Consider the following 18,544-nt stretch of genomic DNA (forward strand, 5'->3'; position numbering starts at 1 on the left):
TCGAGTGACGCATGATTGCGATCGCTCACTGACCGTGTCGAACCGTGCTCGGTGCGTGTGCTACGTTCCCGCTCCACCCGAACACATAGATGACCCCGGCGGTGCTGGAACACCCCGGGGCCCGGCACTAGGAGCTAACCCTCCCCATGCACGTCCATCGTAGCGCCCACGCAAGCAATTTCACCGTGTTGCCCAACTGCGTGTTGCAGAACCGGCAGTTGTCCTACACTGCCCGCGGCCTGCTCGCGGACCTCCTCTCCCGCCCCGACGGCCGGTGCGAGGACGGCCGACAGATGGCCGACACCAGCCCCCAGGGGCGCGGCGCGATCCGCAAGGCCCTGAAGGAGCTGACCGACGCCGGCTTCTACCGTGTCGAGAAGATCCGCCTGCCGGACGGCACCCTGCGCACCGAGACCCACGTCTACGACACCCCGCAGCGCGTGGTGGCGCCGGGTGTCACCCGTCCGGCTTCCGGTGGACGGGGCACTGGCGGCGTAGGCGCCCTAATAAAGAACCGGTACAAAGAACCCTCCCTCCCCGCCGCGCAGTTCGTCGAGCCGCAGGCGAAGGCGAGAGGGTGGCGGGAGGCGGAGCGCCCCGAGGACACCGGCGAACCACCGCCTCTGCCGTCCCCACCTCGGCCTCCGTCGCCACCCCCACCCCCACCTCCACCTCCACCTCCGCCCCCGCCTCCGTCCCCGCCTCGGCCTCCGTTGCCGGCGACGGCACCGGCGGCGGACGGGCGGGTCGGCGAAGCGGTCGCCGTGCTGCTCCGGGTGATCCGTCCCGAGCCGCGCCTGCGCCTCGGCGAGGCGGAAGCGGTGGAGCTGGCGCCGCTGGTCACCCGGTGGCTGGAGCGCGGCAGCACCCCCGACGACCTGGCACGGGCCCTGCTGCCGGGCCTGCCCGCGCCGGTGCACTCCCCGGTCGCGGTGCTCCGGAACCGCCTGGAACGCAAGATGCCGCCCGTCCCGGCCCCCGTGCCGCCCGTGGGGGCCCGGTACGCCGAGTGCACCGAGTGCCGTGACCCGGTGCCCCGCCCCGGCCTCTGCCGCGCCTGCGCCGGCCTCGGCGGACCTGCGGACGCCGCCGGGGCCGGGGTGGCGGTGGCCCGGCTCGGTGCTGCGCGGGCCCGGGAGGTGATGCGCGCGGCCAGGGCCGCGGTACGGCTCGGCCCGGTCGCGCCGGCCGTCGGGTGATCCGTGCGGCGGCCGACGTCCCACGGACACGGCAGCGGGGCGACACCCGGGCCCTCGGTGGCTTCCTGGCCGCCGAGGCGGGGCGCCCGTGCCGTTCTGCCGGCGGTGAAACGCGTCCCGGCCGGGCCCGACGATCACTACCGTCCCGTTCCATGACGACGATCACCACGCGCCCGGTCGAGTACCCGGCCGACGGTCTGACGATGGTGGGGCACCTGGCGCTCCCGGCCGGTACCGGCCGCCGGCCCGCCGTGCTGCTCGGCCCGGAGGGCACGGGGCTCGGCGACGTCGAGCGCCGCCGGGCCGACGCCCTCGCCGAACTGGGGTACGTGGCGCTCGCCTTCGACCTCCACGGCGGGCGCTATCTGAGCAACCCCGAGGAGATGCTGGCCCGTTGTCTGCCCCTGCTCGACGACCCGGACCGGATGCGGGGCATCGGCCACGCGGCGCTCGACGTGCTGCGCGCCGAACCGCGGACCGACCCCGACCGGATCGCCGGCATCGGCTACGGCACCGGTGGCGCGATCGTGCTGGAACTCGGGCGCGCGGGCGTGGACCTGCGGGCGATCGGGACCGTCAACGCAACGACCACCGGCCGACCGGGCGAAGCGGCGCGCATCCGATGCCCGGTGTGGGCCGGGGTCGGGTCGGAGGACCCGATCATGCCGCCCGCCCAACGGGAGGCGTTCACGGCCGAGATGCAGGGCGCGGGCGTGGACTGGCGCCTCGTGGTCTACGGGGGCGCCTTGCACGCCTTCCACCATCCGACGGTCGACCACCCCGTGGTCCCCGGCGTCGGCTACCACCCACGGCATGCGCAGCGGGCCTGGCACGACGTCCTCGGGCTGCTCGCCGAGTGCCTGCCCGTGACGGAGTGATCGGGACGGACCGACCGGAACGCTAGGTGTGGGCGGCGGGCGCCGATCCTTCCTGTTCCGGGCCCTCTGCGTCGGGTGTGCTCCGGCTGGCCAACCGTTCGTACCGCTGTCTGGCGGCTTGCGGGGTGCCCAGCCCGAGGCCGAAGGCGATCTCCTGCCAGGTCATGCCGCGACCGCGGGCCATCTGGAGGAGCCCGGTTTCCAGTTCGTCCATCTCCCCGCGGACCAGTGGCAGCAGGCTCAACGCGGCGGTGATGTCGGCGGGGTCCACCTCCGGCTCGTCGTCGTGGAGTTGGGCGGCTCCGCTGAGCAGGAAGGACACCAACCTGACGGCTTCGTGCGGCCCGATGACCGAGGGGTGGACCTGGCGGGTGCGTTGCTCCTCGGTCGTCGCGTGGCGCTCGGCGATGCGGAACAGGGAGGCGTGGACGCGGCGTGCTCGGGCCTGTTCGGGATGTGGTGGCGCGAAGGGATCGGTGTGGTCCTGGGCATGAGTCGACGACATGGCGCAAGGGTGAACCAGCCCATGAATCGTTGTCAACACATTGACTTAAACGGTTTGTTCAATCGTCGTGGGCGAACGGCTCGATCTCCCCCGCGAAGACGATGACCTGGTCGATGAGGCTCCGTCGCAGATGGACGACGTCCGTTCCGGCCAGGCGGGGGCCTCCGTCAGGAGTGGTGAAGACCCACTGGTACCGAGCCCATTCGTCGGGCATGTCCACCGCCGAGCAGCGCACCATCGTGCCGGTCCCCGCCGGGTGGCGCCGGATGTCCAGCACGAACCGCTCGACCGCCGCGATTCCTTCGCTGCGGCCCAAGGGTCCCCAGAAGACCACGTCTGAGGTCAGGGCCTGGGAGAGCAGAGCAGTCACATAGCTGTCGTCCGAGGCGTTGAACGCGGAGATGAACGTGTCGATCGCGGAGCATGCGGTTTCTTCCTGCATGCCCCAGTCATACCAGCCGCTTCGCGTGCGCTCGTCCCACGAGCCGCCTTCCGATCACGGTGAACCGTCCCGGTCGCAGCCCCGGCGGAGGGCGCCCCTGGCCGCGGTGATGTGTGCGCGGGCGTCGGCGCCGTACACGGCCGAGGCGGACAGCTGCATGAACGCCTGTGCGTACATGGTGATTTCGGATGCCTGGGTGATCGTGAGGTAACCCGAGACCAACTCGACGTTGACCTGTTCGGTGTCGTAGATCCAGAAGCCCTCGACCGGCATCCGGGAACGGTCGGGGGCGGTCGTCAGACGCGGGGCAGGGGGCGGTCGGGGGCGTCGAGCCAGGTGGTCTCTCCGGTCTCCGTCACGGTGACGCCGAACCGGGTGGGGTCGGGGCGTCCGTTCCGGGTCCACCAGTGGTGGGCGGCGGTCAGCTCGTCCCAGAGCCTGCGGGGGCCCGCCTGGTGGACGGTGGTGCTGCCCCTGCTCGTCCCGTCGACGAGCACGGCCGCCGCCCAGGACCGGTCGGTCAGGCCGTAGAGCCAGGCGCTGACGGCGGAGCCGCGGCGGTCCGTGAGCAGGGTGCAGTCGGGCACGAGCAGGCCGGCGACGCAGGCGAAGGGATGGTGCGCCCGGTCGTCGGCGCCGAGGTCGGCCGCGGTCAGGGTGGTGGTTCCGTCGGTCGCGTCACCGGGGAACCCGTCGGGGAGGTAGGCGGCCTGGTCCACGCGGTGGCGTTGGGACCGGACCTTCATGAACTCCACCGGCGTGGACAGGCGCCCGCTCGCCGAGGCGCCGTCCTCGCTCACCACGAGGCGGACGAGCCGGTCGGCGTTGCCGTACGACTGGCTCCGGGGCGCGAGGACCAGACCGCCGGGAACGGTCTGTGCCACCCAGGCGTACGGGACCGCGCGCACGCCGACCGTGGCGACGATCCGGTCGTACGGCGCCCGCGGCGGATGGCCGAGGAGCCCGTCCCCGGTCACCACCAGGGGGTGCAGGCCGATGCGGTGCAGGCGTTCCCGGGCCGCGTCGGCGAGGTGCGCGTCGACCTCGACGGAGACCACCCGGTCGGCGCCGAGGCGGTGGGCCAGCAGCCCGGCGTTCCAGCCGCCGCCGGTCCCGATCTCCAGCACCCGGTGCCCGGGGCGGACGTCCAGGTCGGACAGCATGGACGCGACCAGGCTCGGCATGGAGACGGACGAGGTGGGGACCCGGCCCGGGGCACTGCCCCGGTGGTCGCCGTCGTCCCACTGCACGGTGACGGGGTCGTCGGAGTCGGCACACCGGTACCAGGCGTCGGCGTCGGTGGCCCGGTCGACGGCCCGGCTGGTGCGCGACTCCATGTCGTAGGGCCACACCCGGTCGGGGAGGAAGGCGGCCCGGTCGACCGCCTCGAAGGCCGGGACCCAGTCGGGCGTCAGGACGCCCCGGTCCCGGAGTCGCCGGATCAGCTCCGATCGGGTCGGTCGCTGCGGTGCGTGGGTCACTTTTCGGGCTGCCCGGGCAGTCCGCCGCCACCGCCTTCGCTTCCCGAACCGTCCCCGGGACCGTTGCCGTCCTCGCCGGTCATCAACCTGGTGTCCATCTCGCTCTCCTCGTGCTGTGTGTGCGGGTGGTGTGGCGGCCCCGTTCGTCCGTGACGGGGGGAGCGACGGACGAACGGGACGGGTCGCGGGGCTCCGCGGTGGGGCGCTGCCGCGACATGTCCACCCTGCCCGTCGTGCGGGGCTTCCGCAGTGCTCGGGCAGTGCCGGGAACGTGCTGGAACATGGTCGGGGCCGCGACCCGGTTGGGTCACGGCCCCTTGGTGCGGCGCGAGTTCAGTGGGTGGACGACCCGTTCGTCGTCCAGTGGACGAGGTGCGTCCAGGCGGTGCGGGACGCACGGACCACCGGTCCGTCACTCCCCGCCCGTGCGCGCTTGCTGTCCCGTACGGCCACCTCGCCGCGGTGGTTCGGGGACCACTCGACGCAGTTGCCGGCGTTCGATCCGCTGTGGGACGAGTGGTGCCAGGTGGTGGGTTCAGGCGCGGAAACTGCCATCCTTGACTCCCGTCACGAACGTTGCCCAGGCGGTGTGGCTCGCTATCAGTGCGGGGGCGGCGGGGGTCTTGGTGTCACCCACCGGGACGAAGTCGGGGATACCGGGGGCGATTTCGATGCAGTCCCCGCCGTTGTGCCCGCTGTAGCTGCTCTTGCGCCATGTCGTGTCGAGGCCGTGCTTGACCATGATGCCCGTGTCCTTCCAGTACCTCGCTGATCAGCGCTGCGGACTCCAGAGCCGAAAGAGCGTCCGCCCTCAGCACATCATAGAGCTGTAGGTGCTGGGCAAATACGGTCGGGTCCTTGCTGAAGTGACCGCGATCCAGGGATTCGGAGTAGACCCATCGCTTGTCGTCCGGAAGCGTGATCAGTGACATTGAGGTGTTGGGTCGGAGGATGCCGGGTTGGCTTGACGGGGCCACCTGGATACGGATGTTGGGCAGTTCGCCGACCTGCAACAGGTGAGCGCACTGCTCCCGCATGACTTCCGAGTTCCCCACCACGTTCCTCAGGCAGCTCTCGTCCAGCACCGCGATCAGTAGGGGACCGTCAGTCATCAAGAATCTGTGCTGCCGACTCATCCGGGCGCGCACGGGCTCGTCTACGTGAGCCTCGTCGTACACCTGGGAGAACAGCGCATGTGCGTAGCACTCGGTCTGGAGAAGGCCCGGGATGAATTGAGTCTGGTACAGGCGCACAGCCAACGCGATGGCGTCCATCTCCACTCGCTGCTTGAACCAGTCCGGGTGCTCGACGGACGGGTACCAGTCCACCTGGCTCCAGAGGTCTATCAAGATGGTTCCGGTGCCCAGGAGTTCATCGCACTTCCGTACGAAGGTGTCCTGCGGGACCCGAGTTGCTGACTCGACGCGGGTGACGAGGGTGCGGTCGCACGGGATGTCGGCGGCCAGTCCCTCCTGCGTGTAGCCCGCGGCCTTGCGCAGATGGCGGAGCACCGCTCCGAACATCTGGGCCGTCGTGATGGTCCCGATCCCGCCCGTGGCGATGGGTTGGCTCACTGGGCGCCCCTTCCGTGACATGGATCGTGTGGAACATGTGCAGCGTTGAACTTCGTTGCTCCGATGCGCAACGCTGTGGGCACGAACAGTAATTGAATATCCGCCGGGGGAGGGCGGGTTCGGCCCATGGAGTAGGCATGGTTAAGCAAGTGGAAACTGACAGCGCCGGATTGTTTAGCGGAGCTGTTGTGTTCGATTCCATTCGGCAGAAGGTGGGGGTGTACCAGACGGAGTCCGGCCCCTATGCGCTGCTGCGGCCGATCGGCGGCGGTCGCGAATGGGAGGCAGACGTCTCGCAGTTGAGGCCCCCGACCGATCGGGAGCGGCTGAGCGCCGGACTGCGCGCGGCCAACGAGCGCTCGGCGCGCTGGAGCGGGACGGGGGCGCCGCAGCAACTGCGCCGGGTGTTCCGCTACGTACCGTTCACCTTCCCCCAGGACCCGGCGACGGAGCCGGCCTATGCGGCCCGCTGCGTCTCGGGCGAAGCCGCGTGCTGCGGCGCGGAGTCGGGGCCCTGCGAGCACCCGGCGCAGGTGGAGGACTGGTTGTTGCTGCACGCGCAGAAGACCCGGCACCTCTGGTACCAGCGGACGTTCACGGACTGGACGGTGCTGGTGCGCTCGGAGGAGGTGCCGGGCCGATGACCCGGACGGCGACGAGGCGACGGCACGCCCGGCGGGCGCGCGGGGACTGCCCTGCGCGGCACGTCTGCCGACACCGTGCGCGGGCGCGGGTCTCCCTGGACGGGGCCTTCTGGGGAGGCGTCCTCACGTTCTCCTCAGTGGCCGGGCTCCTGGCGGTGATCGTGGTGACGGTGTTCCAGGGGGCGACGGCCTGACCCGGTTCCGTCCCCGGGTGCGCGGTGGACGCGCAGGTGCGGCTGGTGCGCCGTGAGTCTCCGGCGTACACCGCGGCCGGCCAGTGGTTCACCGCTCCCCCTTCCGGTCGTGGTCCTGCCCGTGTGAGCGCGGTGGGTTCGGCTGCTGCCCGAGAGGCGGTCCGAGCCCGTTGACCGGCGCACGAGGCATTCGTCCGGCTGGGCCGTATGGCCCGTGTCAACGTCCGGCTCCCGGGCGTCAGCGTGGCGTCAGGGGACGTCCTGCGGGGCCTGGCGCCGGGCATACGGTCAACGCACGGCCCCCGGGTCCCGCCGCGTGGTGGGGGCCCGGGGTGCCGGCCACCGCGGCAGCCCTGCCGAACCCCGCGCCCCCACGGAGGAACCCATGGTCGAAGGTCCCCGTACCGCTGTCCGCACCCGCGCCGAGCGGGCGACGGAGGGCGTGAACTGCGCCGAAGAGCCCGAGCCGCCCGATACCGGGGCGTGCGCGGGCGCGCCCTCCGGCCCCGGCCCGCGTGACGGCGGCCGGGACGGCGCGGAGCGGGACGGCGGTGGCGCTCCCCGGGCGCTGTTCGTGCCGGCGCGCACCGGCCCCGGGGGGTGCACGGCCCGGCTCTTCCGCACGCCGCTGGGCGAGCGGACGGCCGTGGGGTTCACCTCGGCGGCCCGGCTGGTCGAGGTCCTCGGCCCGGGGACGGCGTACGTGCGGCTCGCCGTGCCCGCGCTGCGCGCGCTGGTCACCCCGGTGGGCGTGCGCCGGCTCACCGTCGATCCGGTGCTGGTGGCCCGTCCCGTCGGCCCGGCCACGGGGCCCGGGCCGACGGGCGGCCGTTCCGTACTGCTGTCGGCCTCCGGAGGAGGAGGTGCGCGATGACCGAGACGACCACGGTCGGTTCCGCGGCGGCGCCGGACGGGCCCCGCGGGTCCGACGAGCTGTCGGTGTGGCCGGCCTCCACCGGACGCCTCCCGCACGGTGAGATCAGCGTGGGCGGAGTGGCGTTGACCGAGGTGGCGGAACGGTTCGGCACCCCCGCGTACGTCCTCGACGAGGGCGAGGTGCGCGAGCGCTGCCGCACCTACCGGGCGGCGTTCCCCGAGGACCGGGCGGAGGTGGTGTACGCGGCCAAGGCGTTCCTGTGCCGGGCGCTGGTCCACTGGGTGCGGGAGGAGGGCCTCGGGCTCGACGTGTGTTCCGCAGGCGAGCTGGAACTCGCCGTCACCAGCGGCTTCCCCGCCGAGCGCATCGTGCTGCACGGCAACGCCAAGAGTCCGCGCGACCTGGACGCCGCACTCCGGCTGGGCGTGGGGCGCATCGTCATCGACAGCGCCTCCGAGGTGGCCCGGCTGGCCGCCGCGGTGCCCCCGTGCGAGACCCAACGGGTGATGGTGCGGGTGCTCCCCGGGATCGTCGCGGGCGGGCACGAGAAGGTCCGCACCGGGGGCGAGGACCAGAAGTTCGGCCTCTCCCTCACCGACGGTTCGGCCCAGCACGCCGTCGCCCGCATCCTCGACCAACCCCAACTCCGGCTGACCGGGCTGCACATGCACCTCGGCTCGCAGATCACCACCGTGAAGCCCTACCTCGCGGCGGTGCGCCGGATCGTCGGGATGATGGCCCAACTGCGCAGCCAACACGGTCTGGTGCTGCGCGAGTTGGACATCGGCGGCGGGCACGGCATCGCCTACCGGCCCGGTGAGGCGGCGATGGACCTCACCACCCTCGCCCGCAAGGTCCGCGCCGAACTGGTCAGCGGCTGCGCCGCCGCCGGGATCGGGGTGCCCCGGCTGATCGTCGAACCGGGACGGGCCATCGTCGGGCCCGCCGGAGTGGCGCTGTACCGGGTGCTCGCGGTGAAGCACACCGGCAACCGGCACTTCGTGGCCGTGGACGGCGGGATGAGCGACAATCCGCGCCCCGCGCTGTACGGGGTGCGGTACGCGCCCCGTCTGATCGGCCGGTCCTCGCGGGCCGAGTCGGTGCCGGTCACGGTGGTGGGCCGGCACTGCGAGGCGGGCGACGTGCTCGCCGCCGACGCGGCCCTGCCCGCGGACGTCCGCCCCGGCGACCTGCTCGCGGTGCCCGTCGCCGGCGCCTACCACCTGTCGATGGCGTCGGCGTACAACCTGGTCGGCCGGCCGCCCGTGGTCGCCGTCCGGGACGGCCGGGCGCGACTGCTGGTGCGGCGCGAGTCGCTGGAGGACCTGTTCGGCCGGGACGTGGGCACCTGAGCCCCGGCCGGGCGACCGGAGACCACCCGTCCGTCCCCGCCCGGGGTGCGGGCGATGCGAACACCCGGGGCGCGTGGGGCGCCACCGGGTGGCTGCGGACCGTCCGTCCGGGCGTGGGGCCCGGACGGACGGCGCCGCGACGGGCGTGCGAGGGGCGGGCGGCCCGGGCCGCGGTCCCGCCGTCCGGGGCCGTCCGCCCGCGCGGACGGGTGAACGGACCGCCGCCGGTCGGCCGGACCGGGGTCGCCGCGGGCGACGGGTCCCGGGCGATCCGCGAGTCTTCACCGCACCGGAACGGCGGTCGCCCCGGTGACGAGGAAGGACGGTCCGCCGATGAAGTTGGTCCTCCAGGAGTTCCTGTCGTTGGACGGGGTGTCGCAGGGGCCCGGGTCGCCGGAGGAGGACACCAGCGACGGGTTCACCCGGGGCGGCTGGCTGGTGCCGCACCTCGACGACGCGTTCCTGCGGATCGTGACGGGCTGGACCCTGGGGGCGGGCGCCTTCCTGTTCGGCCGCCGCACCTACGAGAACTTCGCCCGTGACTGGCCGGCGATGGACGACCCCGACGACCCGGTCGCCTCCCGGCTCAACGGCCTGCCGAAGTACGTGGCCACGCAGACGCTGACGACGGCCGGTTGGGAACCGACCACCATCCTCTCCGGGGACGTCGCCGCCCGGGTGGCCGCGGTGAAGGAGCAACCGGGCGGCGAACTCCAGATCCACGGCAGCGCCCGCCTCGGCGCCTCGCTGCTGGCCGAGGGACTGGTCGACGAGGTGCGGTTGATGGTCGCCCCGGTGGTCGTCGGCAGCGGACGCAGGCTCTTCCCGCAGGACGGCGCCCAGGCCGGACTGCGCCTGCTGGGCAGCGAGACCACGCCGAGCGGGGTCGTGGCCCAGGTGTACGAGCCGACCGGACGGCCCCGTTACGGCACCTACCGGGGCGGGGCGCACTCCTGAGGGAGGGGCGAGGTCGGTTCCGGGGACGACCCTCCCGGGGGCCTCTGCACCGCTCGCTGACCCAACCGGCCGCCGGGGACGTCGGCTGTCATCCCCCGGCCCGTCGCCCGCCCCGCGGGGCGTCGGCGCCGGAGGAGGGGGCGAGGACGAGGAGCGGTACGTGCCGCACCACCCGACTGCCGGTGATACCGGGGTAGTTGACCACCCGGGCCCAGGCCGCCTGCTGCTCCGGGGTGAGTTCCGGTTCGACGGCGGGTTCCTCCGCCGGCTGCCCGTCGACGGGGTCCGCGGGGTCGGCCGGGGCGCCTTCGAAGGCCGCGCGGTGGGCTTCCTCGCTCTCCCACTCCGCGAGGTTGAGGACCTCGGTGCCGTCCGCCGAGGTGTGGAAGTGCGCGGCGATCACCCCGGTACGGTCGTAGGGGTCGTGGCCGGTGGCGGCGAACATGCCGTCGGTCCAGTCGCGTTGGCGGTCCGGGTCCGCTCCGTCGAAGGTGACCGTCACGACCACCAGGCACCCCGCCGTACGGTCCTCGCCCTCGGCGCGCGGGCCGGTGCGGTAGCGGTGGTACGCACCGTGGGCGAGTCGCTCGGCGACGGGGGCGGCGGTGCGGACGGCCTCCTCGTAGGGCCCGGGACCGGTCGTCGCGGCGGTGTCGTCCGGCCAGCGCGCGTAGTGCAACAACGTGCTGCCGTCCGCTGCCGCGCAGACGGCGTACGCCGGCGGACGTCGTTCCTCGGGCTGGGCCCGCCACGCCCGGTCGACCGCCGTGAGGACGCGGGGGGTCGTCGCGGCATCGGTGCTCCAGACGGTGACGGTGACCGTGCCCGACAGGGTCAGGTCCGGGAGCGCGACGGGGTGGGGACGGTACGGCATGCGGGGGCCTCCTCTGCGGTCGAACGGCCCAGCCTGGTGCAGCAGTCGGGGTGCCGGCCACGGAATATCCGGCGTGCGCGCCGGCGCGGAACGGCTCCTCCGCGGGCGGCGCAGGGGATTCAGCCAGGGGCTCCGTCGAGGGGGCGGCCCGGGCGGACGTTCCACCGGGCGGCCCGGCCGGTGAGCTCCACCGCGGAGAGCGGCTCCACGTCCAGCCGCCAGAAGGACCGTCCGGGCAGGTCCAGGGCGTGCACCAGGGCGGCGCGGACGACGTCCGGTTCGACCACGGCGACCACCCGGCCGCCCCGCGTGGTCAGCCCGTCCAGCCAGCCGCCCACCCGGAGGCGCAGCGCGGGCAGGGACTCGCCGCCGTGCGGCGTGCCCGAGGGGTCGGCGAGCCATGCGGCCAGGGCGGCGGGTTCCTCGGCGGTGACCTCCGCGAGGGTGCGCCCGCGCCAGCGCCCCACGTCCAGGGGCTCCGGCGCGGACGCCGGCGCATCCGGCTCCGCGCCCCGTCCCGCGCCCCGTCCCGCGCCCGGCTCCGTCCCGGCGCGCAGTGCGCGGGCCGTCTCGGTGCAGCGCCCGGTGGGGGAGCGGTACCAGCGGGCGGCGGTGGGGAGCGCGGGTCCGGCCCGCAGGGCGCGGGCGAGGGCCGGCGGGTCGAGCGGGCCGTCCCCGCCGAACCTGGTCTCCCGCAGGTCCCGCCCGGCGGCGGGGGCCACCAGGGTCACTCGGGTGGTCGACATTCCGTCAGTCCTCCTCCTGCACAGGGCTGGGGAAACCTCCTCGCCCGGTCGGCGGGCGCGGGGGCGCCGTACCAGGTCACGGCCCCCTTCCCCGCTCGCACGGTACGCGGTACCTTCACGTCGCGTTCGAGACGTCACCGTGCGGTACCGGCCGAACGGGCCGGTGTCCGCCGGCGCCGCCGGCGCACGCCGAACAGCACCACCGCGCCCCACAGCCGTACCGGGCACCACGGTTCCACCCGCTGGACAACTTCATCACGTCAACGACGAGGGCACGACGGAAGCCGGTGGGAATCCGGCACGGTCGCGCCACTGTGAGCCCGTCCGCGCTCCCCGGAGCCCGCGGTACGAGCGGAGTCAGACCCGCGGCCCTCGTCCCGTGCACCACCGAACCGGGACGCGAGTTCCCCAGGAGGTCCTGCCATGGCGCAGTCCGTCGCCAGACCGACAGCCGCATCCACCACCACGCCCCCCGCCGGCGTCCCCGTCAAGCTCCCGCTCGGGCAACTCGCCCCCTGGGCGGTGTTCACCGGCGCCCTCGTCCTGGTGCTGCTCTACTTCGTCGGCGCCGAACAGGGCGCCGTCGCCCTGGTCTCGGGGGAGGGCGTCCACGAGTGGGTGCACGACGCCCGCCACCTGCTCGGCTACCCCTGCCACTGAGGGGACCGGGCCGCAACCGTGAACTCCCACACCGTCAGACGCCTGCTGGTGCGCGGCATGCTCGCGGGCCTCGCCGCGGGCGCGCTCGCCCTGCTCGTCGCGTACTTCCTGGGCGAGCCGCAGGTGGACGCCGCCATCGCCTACGAGGACGCCCACGCCGCCGGCCACGACCACGGGGCGGGCGAGGAGCCCCTGGTCAGCCGGGAGCTCCAGGCCACCGGCGGGCTCGCCACCGGCATCCTGGTGTACGGGGTCGCCTTCGGCGGGCTCGTCGCCCTCGCGCACTGCTTCGCCCTCGGCCGGATCGGCCGGTTCACCCCGCGGGCCACGGCCCTGCTGCTCTCCCTGGGCGGGCTGGTCGCCGTGTACGTCGTCCCGTTCCTCAAGTACCCGGCCAATCCGCCCGCGGTGGGCGCCGACGACAGCGTCGGCCGGCGCACCACGCTCTACCTGCTGATGCTGGTGCTGAGCGTGCTCCTCGCGGTGGGTGCGGTGATCCTGGGGCGGCGGCTGGCGCCCCGGCTCGGCACCTGGCACGCGACCGTGGCGGCGGGCGCCTGCTGGGTGCTCGCGGTCGGGCTGGCGCTCGCGTTCCTGCCGTCCGTCGAGGAGATGCCGGCGGACTTCCCGGCGACGGTGGTGTGGGAGTTCCGGCTGGCCGCGCTCGCCGTCCAGGCCACCCTGTGGACCGCGTTCGGCCTGCTCTTCGGGGAGCTCGCCGAACGGGTCCTGGCCCCCGACCGCCGGGCCGCCGCCCCGGCACCGGTCGGCTCCGGGTGAGGTGAGCGGCCCGCCGGGCGCAAGCCCCACGGGGCCCGCGGGCCGCGCGCTGCTCCGTGCGCCGGGGGCGGGCGTCAGGCGCTCTCCCCGGCGGGGGCCGGCCCCCGCCGCAGGGTGACGCCCACCAACATCCCCAGGGCGATCGCCACCATCAGCGCCACCATGCCGGCGATGTCGTGGAGGCCCTGCACCGGGTGCCCGCCCACCCACGCCTCCAGGCCGCGCAGGCCGTGCGAGCCGGGCGTGAGCACGAAGAACGCCCCCAGGTACAGCACGTACGCCGGGGGCGTGCGCTGCCGCGCGCCCAGGCCCACCGCGGTGAACGCCATCACCGCCGCCGCGAGGAAGGTCCCCGCCAGCGTGCCGAAGCCGCGCACCGCCAGCAGCTGCACCCCGTAGGTGCCCAACACCAGCAGCAGCGCCCACGGCAGGTCCCCCCGCCGCATCCCGAACACCAGCTGCACCCCGACCGCGAACACCGCCCACCCCAGCCAGCCGGCCACCGGGCCGAAGTCGGGCGCCACCGGCACGTCGAAGATCTCCCGCTGGTCGATGCCCAGCGCCGCCGCCGCCAGCACCGGCCCGAAGGCCAGCGTCACCAGGGCCACCGCCGACTGGGCCAGCCGGGCCGCCCCGGCGGTCAGCCGCCCGGCGGCCACCTCCAGGACGGCCATGGTGATGGCGTCGCCCGGGATGAACAGGAACAGCACCGGCACCATCAGCTGGATCGTCCCGCCGCTCACCCACCCCGCCCGCTCGACCCCCAGCACCAGCACCCCCACCAGCACCGAACACAACAGCGGAGCCACCCGCCCGGAGGCGCCCCGGGCCCGCACCGCCTCCATCACCAGCCCCACCACCACCCCGAGCACCCCGGTGATCCACACCTGCTGCCAGGTCGGCTGGATCGACATCCCGAACCCCACCGAGAACAGCACCGTCCCCGTCACCCGCGCCCACCCCCGGTACGGCGCCGGCGAGGCCGCGATCGCCTCCAGCCGTCGCCGGGCCTCGGCGACCGGCAGCCGCCCCGCCGTCACCTCCCGCAGCCACGGCTTCAACGCGCTCACCCGGTCGAGCTGCGGCACCTCCGGCGGCCGGGCCACCACCCGGCTCCGCCCGCCGACGCCCACCACCGCCGACTCGGCCCCCACCGACACCTCGGCCCGCGCCCCGTAGGCCGCCGCGACCGCCCGCAACCGCCGCTCGCTGCCCAGGGTCCCCTCGTACCCGCCGGCCACCAGCAGCTCCGCGAGCCGCGTCACCAGGTCGAGCACCTCGTCCCCGGACCCGCCGGCGGGCACGGGACCGTCCCCGCTGCCCTCCGGTGCCGGCTGCCCGCCCATGGGGTCAGTGTGCGGGCCGCCCGGGAGGTCGGCACGGCGTACGGGGCCGTCGGCGTGGTCGGGACGACCCCGCGACCCGCGGTCACGGCCGGGGCGCCGATCGGCCGGGAACGCACCGCCCGGCGTCCGCCGAGCACCTAGGGTGGGCCGCATGGTCGAGGAGACGCGGAACAGCCTGGACGGACGCGCGCACGTGGTCGTGCAAGCCGGACGCATCGGGGAGCTCCACCAACACCTGTCCGGCACGGAACCGTCGGCCTCCGCCGTGCCCTTCCAACTCCCGCCCGTCCGCGTCCGGTTCGAGAACCGCCACGAGGAGCGGGAACGCATCGCCCGCGCGGTGGAGGACCACCCGGAGCACGGGGGACCCCTGCTCGTCGCCCTCACCGGCATCGGCGGCATCGGGAAGACGGCGCTCGGTTTCCACGTGGCCCGCGGCCTCACCGACCGGTACCCGGACGGGGTGCTCTACGTCGACCTGGACGAGCTGCGCCGGGACGGGGTCGTGGAGGTCTCGGACGCGGTCGGGGAACTCCTGGTCGGCCTCGGCGTCTCGACCGAGTGGCTGGAGCGGTCCCTCGGCGGACGCAGCAAGCAACTGTGGAGCAGGACCCGGGACAAGCGACTCATCCTGGTCGTCGACAACGCGCGCTTCGGCACCGAGGTGGTCCCGCTCCTGCCGTCCTCGGACCACAGCCTGGTGATCGTCACCAGCCAGCACGCCCTGTACGACCTCGACGGCACCGCCGCCCTGGAGGTTGCGGTGGGCCCGCTGGCCGTGGACGACGCGGTGCGGCTGCTGGGCAACCTGGTGGACGATCCGCGGCTCGCCGCGGAACCCGCCGCGGCGAGCGAGCTGGTGCAGGGGTGCGGCGGACTGCCGGCCGCGCTCCAGGTGGCCGGCGAGTGGGTGCGCAGGCACCGCCGGCGCAGCCTGTCCCGCCTGGTCGCGGAGCTGACCGCGGAACTCGACCGGAAGGGCGTTCCCGTGGTGGAGGTCGTCTGGGACGCCGGCTACGCCGGGCTCTCCCCCGAGGCGGCCCGCCTCTACCGGCTGCTGCCCCAACTCCCCGGCCGCCGCAGCGACGAGGCGTCCGCCGCCGCCCTGGTCGGCACCGACCCCGAGGCAGCCGGGGACGCCCTGGAGGAACTGGAGTCCGCGGGGCTGCTGGAACCCCTCGCCGAGGGCTGGCGCCTGCACGACCTGCTGCGCGGGCACGCCGAGCGCCGGGCCCGGCAGGAGGACCCGGACGGCACCGAACGGGCCGCCGCCCGCCGGGCCCTGATCGGCTGGTACCGGCGCCAGGCGGCCCGCGCGGACGCGCTGGCCGCCGGCCCCCGGATGACCTTCGCGGCCCTGCCCGGGGCCGTCGCCCCCGGCGGCCCCGACCTCGCGTTCGCCGGCAAGCCCGAGGCGCTGCGCTGGCTGGACGCCCAGCGGCACGCGCTGTACGGGTGCGTCCGGCTGGCCCTGGAGGACGGCCTGTACGAGGACGCCTGGGCGCTGTGCGAACCCTTGTGGACGCACTTCCTGGACCACCCGCACCACGCGGACGCCATCGACGCGTTCCAAGCCGGGGCGGCCGCCGCGGACCGGGCCGAGCACCTGCCGGCCATGGTGCGGATGAGGTGCCAGCTGGCCCGCCCGCTGTGGGAACGGGGACGGTACGAGGAGGCCGCCGAGCACCTGCACCGGGCCCTCAACGCGGCCGGCTCGCTGGGCGACGCCCCCGCCGAACGCAGACTGGGCGCCTCGACGGTGGAGTTCCGGGGCCTGCTCAAGGCCGAGACCGGGGACTGGGCCGGCGCCGCCGCCGACTTCGAGGCGTCCCGGGCCGTCCACGAGGAGATCGGCAACGCGTACGGGGTGCTGCTCCAGACCTATCTGCTGGGGCGGACCGCGCTGCGCGGCGGGCGGCACGCGGAGGCGGTCGTCCTGCTGCGGGAGGCCCACGCCATGGCACTGGGGCAGGAACGCGAGCGGATGGGGGCCCGGGCCGGGTTCGAACTGGGCCGCGCCCTGCGGTTGACGGGCCGGCTCGACGAGGCCCGTCCGCTGGTCGGCGCGGCGCTCGACGGGGCCCGCCGACGGGGCTCCGGCACCGACGAGGTGCGCGTCCTGGAGGAGCTCGCGGAGCTGGCCGAGGCCCGCGGCGACGCCGATGCGGCCGGGGTCCACCGGGCGCAGGCCCGGCGCATCGCCACCGCCGGCGGACGGGTCCCCGACGGGGGTCAGAGCACGTAGTCGAGGTCGTCCGGCTCGGCGGGCACCAGGTGCACGCGGACGGAGAGCGGCCCGGTGTCGCACCACAGGGACCCGGGCGGGGTCCCCGCCGTGCCGGGGCCCAGCCAGGCGTGCACCGCGGAGGCCACCGCCGCCGGATCGGCGTGGGCGACGCGGCCCGCCGCGCGGTGGGGCTCCACCCGCAGGCTGAACGTTCCCGCGGTACGGCTCCGGAGCAGGGCCCGCCCGGGCGTCAGCACCGCGACCGCCGTCCGGCACCCCGGCGACTCGGCCAGGGCGTGCGCCGTCCACCCCTCCGCCGTCCACGCGGGGGTGCCGGTGCCCGCCGCGGCGTCCCGGGCGCGGCGCCACACCACCGCCGCGCTCTGCGCCGACCGGGGGTCGGCGAAGGGCAGTTCGGCCGCCAGGTGGTGCACCGGCCGGTCGGTGTGCACGGGGAAGCGCGCGACGGCGACCCGGTCACCGGCGACCCCGGTCCGCACCGCGAAGGCCCGCGGGGTGCGGGGCTGCGTGCCGGGCCGGGGGAAGGGGCGCGCCTCCAGCGGGCCGGCCGGCGGGGGCAGCCGCAGCAGCCGGTAGAGGTGCCGGCGCAGCAGCGGCAGGGCCTGCCCGGGCCGGGCGAAGGCGTCCGCGGCGCGGGCGCGGGTGTCCACCGCGCGGGCCGCCCGGAGGACGTCCGGCAGGTCCGCCGCCGAGGAGAACCGGGGGGCCGCGGCCAGCAACCGCGCCATCGGGCTGTCGGCCAGCAGCTCGCGCCCCCCGTCGTAGGCGCCGACCACCGGCCGGCCGAGCGCCGCCGCGTAGAGCGCGGTGGAACCGTGGTCGCTGACGACCGCGTCCGCCGCGACCAGCAGCGCGGCCCACTCCTCGTGCGGCCGGGCCAGGACCAGGCCCGCGCCGAGCGCCGGCGCCAACCAGCGCGACAGGTCGAACCGGCCCGTCCCGCTGTGCTCGTTGGGGTGCAGGACCAGGGCGACCTGGAAGGAGTCGTACGGCAGCGACGCGCACAGCTCGGCCGGCAAGCCGGGGCGCCGGGCCAACAGCGACTCGGGCCCCCAGGTGGAGGTGAGGACCACCAGGGTCCGCGCCCCGGTGCCCAGCGCCTCCCGGTACGGCCCCCGGCGGGGGGCCGAGGCCAACAGCCGGTCCACGGTCGGATCGCCGACCACCGCGGCCCGACGCGCCGTCACCGGGCAGTGCCGTGCCAGCCGGGACACCTGCTCCTCGTGCGCCAGCGCGTGCAGGTCCGCCCAGGGCGCGCCCCGGGCCAGCAGGTAGTGCGGGTCCAGCCCGGAGGGGACGTCGGCCGAGCCCTCGTCGGCGACCGTCTTGTTGAAGCCCGCCCCGTGCGGCAACAGCGCCCGCGGCCCGGACAACCGCCGCAACCCGCCCTTGGGGCTCGCGGCCAGCACCAGGTCGTGCCGGCGCCGGACGGCGTCCTCCCAGGCGAGGGCGCGGGCCCCGGCCCGCTCCAGCGCCGCCAGGGCCTCCACGTCGAAGTCCGAGCCGGGCACCAGGGTGAACCGGGTGACCACCCGGCTGTCCCCGTCGAAGGCGGGCAGCACGTCCAGGAGCCGGTGCAGGGCCCCCGCGGACCGCACCGCGACCAGTACGGTCCGTCGCCCCGCGGCCGCGGGGCCGTCCGCGCCGGGTGGGGCGGCCGGGAGCGGGACACGGGCGGAAGCCTGGCGCGGCATGGCCCCGATCGTAGCGGCCGACCCGCTCCGCGGACCCGGCCCGCGGCCCGGAAGGGGCGGCCCCGCGGGCGGTGTTGGCCCGCCCCCCGGCCC

Annotated in this window: 20 protein-coding genes and 1 pseudogene; 10 read left to right on the top strand and 11 right to left on the bottom strand. The window is 75.0% G+C overall.

Annotation, left to right across the window (positions count from 1 at the left end; translation table 11 throughout):
* Positions 1 to 185 precede the first annotated feature (185 nt).
* Positions 186 to 1,199, top strand: coding sequence for a hypothetical protein (locus tag ABT092_RS00345; protein WP_351238097.1), 1,014 nt, complete (start codon positions 186 to 188; stop codon positions 1,197 to 1,199).
* Positions 1,200 to 1,351: 152 nt separating this feature from the next.
* Positions 1,352 to 2,077, top strand: a complete 726-nt coding sequence (locus tag ABT092_RS00350; protein WP_351238099.1) for a dienelactone hydrolase family protein — start codon at positions 1,352 to 1,354, stop codon at positions 2,075 to 2,077.
* 22 nt (positions 2,078 to 2,099) lie between these two features.
* On the opposite strand, the gene ABT092_RS00355 is transcribed toward ABT092_RS00350, so the two are convergent.
* From ABT092_RS00355 to ABT092_RS00385, 7 genes and pseudogenes are all read right to left on the bottom strand, one after another.
* Complete coding sequence (locus ABT092_RS00355) at positions 2,100 to 2,582, bottom strand: DNA-binding protein (RefSeq protein ID WP_351238101.1); 483 nt, start codon at positions 2,580 to 2,582, stop codon at positions 2,100 to 2,102.
* Between the two features lie 58 nt (positions 2,583 to 2,640).
* On the bottom strand, positions 2,641 to 3,024 hold the full coding sequence (locus tag ABT092_RS00360; protein ID WP_351238103.1) for a nuclear transport factor 2 family protein: 384 nt from the start codon (positions 3,022 to 3,024) through the stop codon (positions 2,641 to 2,643).
* A 54-nt stretch (positions 3,025 to 3,078) separates the two neighbouring features.
* Positions 3,079 to 3,315 (bottom strand): annotated as a pseudogene (locus tag ABT092_RS00365) (hypothetical protein); the annotation flags it as partial.
* A gap of 5 nt (positions 3,316 to 3,320) precedes the next feature.
* Entirely contained in the window at positions 3,321 to 4,505 is a 1,185-nt protein-coding gene (locus ABT092_RS00370) for an rRNA adenine N-6-methyltransferase family protein (RefSeq protein ID WP_351238105.1), read from the bottom strand.
* 333 nt (positions 4,506 to 4,838) lie between these two features.
* Positions 4,839 to 5,060 (bottom strand): DUF397 domain-containing protein, encoded by a 222-nt coding sequence (locus tag ABT092_RS00375; protein ID WP_351238107.1) that lies wholly within the window; start codon positions 5,058 to 5,060, stop codon positions 4,839 to 4,841.
* Complete coding sequence (locus tag ABT092_RS00380) at positions 5,041 to 5,178, bottom strand: DUF397 domain-containing protein (protein WP_351238404.1); 138 nt, start codon at positions 5,176 to 5,178, stop codon at positions 5,041 to 5,043. The genes ABT092_RS00375 and ABT092_RS00380 overlap by 20 nt, the downstream gene beginning before the upstream one ends.
* The gene (locus tag ABT092_RS00385; RefSeq protein ID WP_351238406.1) at positions 5,135 to 6,028 is read right to left on the bottom strand and encodes a helix-turn-helix domain-containing protein; all 894 of its coding nucleotides are present in this window, start codon (positions 6,026 to 6,028) and stop codon (positions 5,135 to 5,137) included. Before ABT092_RS00385 ends, ABT092_RS00380 begins: the two co-directional genes overlap by 44 nt.
* Before the next feature lie 239 nt (positions 6,029 to 6,267).
* On the opposite strand from ABT092_RS00385, the gene ABT092_RS00390 reads away from it, so the two are divergent.
* From ABT092_RS00390 to ABT092_RS00410, 5 genes are all read left to right on the top strand, one after another.
* A complete protein-coding gene (locus ABT092_RS00390) occupies positions 6,268 to 6,723 on the top strand; it encodes a DUF7848 domain-containing protein (protein ID WP_351238109.1) in 456 nt (151 codons plus the stop codon).
* Complete coding sequence (locus ABT092_RS00395; RefSeq protein WP_351238111.1) at positions 6,720 to 6,917, top strand: hypothetical protein; 198 nt, start codon at positions 6,720 to 6,722, stop codon at positions 6,915 to 6,917. The genes ABT092_RS00390 and ABT092_RS00395 overlap by 4 nt, the downstream gene beginning before the upstream one ends.
* Before the next feature lie 385 nt (positions 6,918 to 7,302).
* Complete coding sequence (locus tag ABT092_RS30980) at positions 7,303 to 7,791, top strand: SAV_915 family protein (RefSeq protein WP_445402305.1); 489 nt, start codon at positions 7,303 to 7,305, stop codon at positions 7,789 to 7,791.
* Entirely contained in the window at positions 7,788 to 9,146 is a 1,359-nt protein-coding gene (gene lysA, locus ABT092_RS00405; protein WP_351238113.1) for a diaminopimelate decarboxylase, read from the top strand. Before ABT092_RS30980 ends, lysA begins: the two co-directional genes overlap by 4 nt.
* Before the next feature lie 333 nt (positions 9,147 to 9,479).
* Entirely contained in the window at positions 9,480 to 10,103 is a 624-nt protein-coding gene (locus ABT092_RS00410) for a dihydrofolate reductase family protein (RefSeq protein ID WP_351238115.1), read from the top strand.
* An 88-nt stretch (positions 10,104 to 10,191) separates the two neighbouring features.
* Here the strand turns inward: ABT092_RS00410 and ABT092_RS00415 are convergent, their stop codons facing one another.
* Positions 10,192 to 10,977 carry an antibiotic biosynthesis monooxygenase gene (locus ABT092_RS00415; RefSeq protein ID WP_351238116.1) on the bottom strand — a complete coding sequence of 262 codons (786 nt, stop codon included), beginning with the start codon at positions 10,975 to 10,977 and terminating at the stop codon, positions 10,192 to 10,194.
* A 119-nt stretch (positions 10,978 to 11,096) separates the two neighbouring features.
* Positions 11,097 to 11,723, bottom strand: a complete 627-nt coding sequence (locus ABT092_RS00420) for a histidine phosphatase family protein (protein WP_351238118.1) — start codon at positions 11,721 to 11,723, stop codon at positions 11,097 to 11,099.
* A 423-nt stretch (positions 11,724 to 12,146) separates the two neighbouring features.
* On the opposite strand from ABT092_RS00420, the gene ABT092_RS00425 reads away from it, so the two are divergent.
* The gene (locus tag ABT092_RS00425) at positions 12,147 to 12,383 is read left to right on the top strand and encodes a CbtB domain-containing protein (RefSeq protein ID WP_351238120.1); all 237 of its coding nucleotides are present in this window, start codon (positions 12,147 to 12,149) and stop codon (positions 12,381 to 12,383) included.
* A gap of 18 nt (positions 12,384 to 12,401) precedes the next feature.
* Positions 12,402 to 13,163, top strand: a complete 762-nt coding sequence (locus ABT092_RS00430) for a CbtA family protein (protein ID WP_351238122.1) — start codon at positions 12,402 to 12,404, stop codon at positions 13,161 to 13,163.
* 74 nt (positions 13,164 to 13,237) lie between these two features.
* Here the strand turns inward: ABT092_RS00430 and ABT092_RS00435 are convergent, their stop codons facing one another.
* Positions 13,238 to 14,509 carry a threonine/serine exporter family protein gene (locus ABT092_RS00435; RefSeq protein ID WP_351238124.1) on the bottom strand — a complete coding sequence of 424 codons (1,272 nt, stop codon included), beginning with the start codon at positions 14,507 to 14,509 and terminating at the stop codon, positions 13,238 to 13,240.
* Between the two features lie 151 nt (positions 14,510 to 14,660).
* On the opposite strand from ABT092_RS00435, the gene ABT092_RS00440 reads away from it, so the two are divergent.
* Positions 14,661 to 16,754, top strand: coding sequence for an NB-ARC domain-containing protein (locus tag ABT092_RS00440; RefSeq protein ID WP_351238126.1), 2,094 nt, complete (start codon positions 14,661 to 14,663; stop codon positions 16,752 to 16,754).
* Here ABT092_RS00440 and ABT092_RS00445 read toward each other — a convergent pair.
* The gene (locus ABT092_RS00445; protein WP_351238128.1) at positions 16,742 to 18,451 is read right to left on the bottom strand and encodes a translation initiation factor 2; all 1,710 of its coding nucleotides are present in this window, start codon (positions 18,449 to 18,451) and stop codon (positions 16,742 to 16,744) included. The two genes, ABT092_RS00440 and ABT092_RS00445, sit on opposite strands and share 13 nt — an antisense overlap.
* Positions 18,452 to 18,544: the final 93 nt, after the last annotated feature.

This window comes from Streptomyces sp. NPDC002490 (genome assembly GCF_040296045.1).
Classification (GTDB): domain Bacteria; phylum Actinomycetota; class Actinomycetes; order Streptomycetales; family Streptomycetaceae; genus Streptomyces.